General features: G+C 57.1%; 4 protein-coding genes. All 4 read right to left on the bottom strand.

What is annotated here, in order from left to right; all coding sequences use genetic code 11:
- Positions 1-146 precede the first annotated feature (146 nt).
- Complete coding sequence (locus tag P0D70_RS36275; protein ID WP_408188065.1) at positions 147-884, bottom strand: hypothetical protein; 738 nt, start codon at positions 882-884, stop codon at positions 147-149.
- A gap of 226 nt (positions 885-1,110) precedes the next feature.
- Positions 1,111-1,503, bottom strand: coding sequence for a DUF4304 domain-containing protein (locus tag P0D70_RS36270; RefSeq protein ID WP_408188064.1), 393 nt, complete (start codon positions 1,501-1,503; stop codon positions 1,111-1,113).
- A gap of 257 nt (positions 1,504-1,760) precedes the next feature.
- Positions 1,761-2,552: a PhzF family phenazine biosynthesis protein gene (locus P0D70_RS36265; protein ID WP_408188063.1), complete on the bottom strand. Its 792-nt coding sequence runs from the start codon at positions 2,550-2,552 to the stop codon at positions 1,761-1,763.
- Between the two features lie 99 nt (positions 2,553-2,651).
- The gene (locus P0D70_RS36260; protein ID WP_408188066.1) at positions 2,652-3,269 is read right to left on the bottom strand and encodes a class I SAM-dependent methyltransferase; all 618 of its coding nucleotides are present in this window, start codon (positions 3,267-3,269) and stop codon (positions 2,652-2,654) included.
- Between the last annotated feature and the right edge of the window lie 68 nt (positions 3,270-3,337).

The raw sequence follows: 3,337 nt of genomic DNA, 5'->3' as shown, positions 1-3,337 counted from the left end.
GAAACCGACCTCTGGCTTTCCGCGATGCGGACATTCGATTAATGAATGCGGACACGGCCGAAGTCCGAGTGCATATGATCCAAACAGTGCAACTTCCGGCTCGCTGCGAGATGGTCCGCAGCGCATCTTGAGCAAAAGTTCGTCAGTCATTGACCTGCTTTCAGCACATCGTGTGCGTTCTTGATAACAGACTTTCGACCATCTTCCTCCGCCAATTGCGCGTATTCTGTGAGCTTGCTGGAGGCAATGTCTTTGAGGACCCACAATGCGGCGATGCGCTGGTATTCATGCCCGGTAAGCCACGCCTTTTCCGCGAGGGACTCAACGTGCACGGACTTCAACGCTCCGAGCGCAAGTAATGAACGCCTGCTGACGTATTCGTCTGCATCATCCACCAAGCGCAACAGGAGTGTTTCCGCTTCCGCTTTATTTGTGGACAACGTTCCGAGCTGTACGGCCAGTTGCCATTTGGCGTCTGGCTCCAGGGAGCGTAATGCAAATCGTGCCAGTTCTAGTAAGGCTTCAGGTCTGGCTGAAAGTTCTTGTGCAATGTGTTCCATCTCATTGTCGCGCGCAATTGCGTAGAGCAAGTTCACACTGCACGTCTCAGTCCATGCCTCTGGTGGAAGGGAATCCAATACCGCAATCGCAGCGGCCCAAAGCCGGGGCCAATGTTCATAGTCGCACTCCCACTCGCCGGTGCGCCGATGAACTGGATACGCTGACGCCCATTCCTTGAATTTTTCAACCTGTTCTTGAAGTGAATCCGCTGACATCATGGACACGCCGTTGCCGAATAACTTGTTCAATTTCTGCTCTTGATGACCGTTAATGGAAGCTAGTGCGCTGATGCCCCGCGCGCACATCAGCCTGCGGTGCTTCATCCAATTGTCGATGATTCGCGCGGGTATGCCGAACGACTGGTTGTGGCCGTGTCAAGGCAGTACCAGCTGGAATTTGCTCGCCGGAGACCGGCCGTTGAGCGTTGGGGGACGTGACCTTGGTTATGCAAATTGGATGGCGGCCTCGACCGACCGCTTCTGGCCGAAGATCGCTGCCCGGGCCTCGACAGTGGGTGACCGAACAGTCATGGCCTCCGCAAAGGCACCGTTAGCGGCTGGCCCACCAACGCTCAGCCTCGTCGATGTGAGCGCATAGCGTGTCCGCGACAGCCATCGGCGAACTACCGTCGTCGAATCGAAACCAGTGGTCATTATTCGGCCCAAGCGCGCCGAGTCTATGGCGCCGACGAGGATGTAGATCGTGTGCCGTGACCGTGCTTGCGGAAATGAATTTACCCCAGTGGGTGGTGATACCCTCCACCCCGCATTGAGACAGCTCCACGACAAAGCCTCCTCCGTGACGATCGAACTGCACCGTCAGCAGATCGACCCGACCATCTCGTTGTCGTCGAAAATGAGGCAAAGAACCTTTGAACCCTCGCTGGCGAAGCGCAGGAACAAAACGCGCTTTCAACGCGCTGTCCATCTCGTTACGGCTCATCGGCTTGACTCCTCAGGATGAGGCAGCTAGGTTGTCGCCTGTTCGCAACTTCAATTGTCAGCAATTCGGGCTGTGATGTCGACTGACCGTTCCTGGCCGCTCATCGACTTATGAGAACTGCATATACCGCGAATCTCGCGCGGTCGCGATCGACAGTGCGCGACCCACAGGGGACATACGCGTGTCCCGGAAACGGTCCTTTGTTGGCGTAGGCACCGAAGAAATAGCTAACGAGCCACCGCGATGATGGCGATAAATCAAACCGTGCTGCGCACAGCTCGTCCACCGATCTTCACCGTCCCACGCATGTATCGAGCGAGGAGAGTACACGGCTGACCGAGCGCGTCACCTTGCAAAAGTGTGATACTTCGCTCAAGCGCTAGCGCCAGTGCGCCTGCCGCCACACCTGTCGCAGCGTCTTCAAAACGCGGCTCCAAATGATTGAAATTCCGCCCCACATAGACATCGTCACGAAGGTGGCAATACGCGAACATGCCCGAAACGGCGTGCTTATGACTCCAGTCGATAATGCCCGCCAGATCGGGGCACAATGCGTCCAACGCTGATTCGTCCGCCACTTCTACGAGCAGCTTTGCGCTGCCAACCGATGCGGGTCCTTTTATGCTTATCAGATCCGTCGGTTTAACAAGCAACAACGTAGCAATTTCCGCGACATCAAGTATCAATCCCGGGCAACGCTGAGCCTCCACACCGACGTAGATATCTTGGTCAACCCGCTCGATCACAAGAGCCTGGCCATGCATGCTCGTGATGAACTGGAGGCCTCGGATATTAGGATATCGCTCAAAGAAAACCGCGCTCGCCGCAAGCGTCGCATGCAGGCAAAGGGGGCTTCGGGCGTGCGGGTAGTAATAGTCGAGTTGCAGGTCACCACCAGCATTCGCGTCCACGAACACCGTAGCATTCGCATCTTGTTGCCGAGCGAACTCCTGTCTCTCCGATTCGGCAAACACTGAGCTTTCGACGACGATTGCAGCGTTGCCAGTTTCGTCGGTACGTCCAAAGCAATGCATGCGATGTATATTCATTGGCGGTCGCGTTGCTATCGAGTTGCGGGTCGTTGTGGATTATCATGCATTCTGCCGTTGGCCTGCAGTCGCCGCGCGCCGTTGCCGCCGCACCGGTTCTCACTTCCGGAAAGCAAGCCGCGTCCAGGTGACTTCCATGTTCCTGTTTGCTTGCTGGGCCGAGTCACTGCGAACATTGAGCAGAAGTTGCAGATGATGGGCTTCGGCAAGCCTGATGGTGTCCGAGGCGGAGACGTCAAACATGCGCCGCCGCGTCGGGATCGGCCCGTGGCGCAACGACATGATGACGAGACCGCCGTCGTCTAACAGATCAGAGATGGTGTCCATCCCTCGGCGACGCTGGGCTTCGTCGAGATGCATCCATACTGCGGTGACCATGACAAGATTGAACGTATTCGCCCTCTCCCTCTCCCGGACGAGGCGGAGTTCTGGAAGGCTGTCGTCGAGCCAGACGACGCTGGAAGCCGGATAGAATTTGATTGCAGCAGCCCGCAGTTCGTCGACGGGCTCAACCGCTACCACCGAGTGCCCCAGCGCTGCCAATGCGGCGGCGTCGCGACCCATGCCGGCCCCCACGTCGAGGACGCGCGAAGGTGCCGTCGGTATCAGATGCAGAACTGGTTGGTGGTGGTCTCGGAACGAAATCTTGCGCCAATCGTTAGCCAAGGCCGCAGCATACTCGGCATAACCTTCGGTTCCCGGAACGTCGATCGACATTGATGAATATTGGATGGTCCGATCGGCCGATTGTCGACGATTCAGGCCGAGGCGTCGAATGTCTGTGC

The sequence above is a fragment of the Paraburkholderia sp. RL17-381-BIF-C genome (assembly GCF_046026435.1).
Taxonomy (GTDB): domain Bacteria; phylum Pseudomonadota; class Gammaproteobacteria; order Burkholderiales; family Burkholderiaceae; genus Paraburkholderia.
The sequence above is the reverse complement of the archived record's forward strand: the minus strand, read 5'-3'. Positions and strand labels throughout refer to the sequence as shown.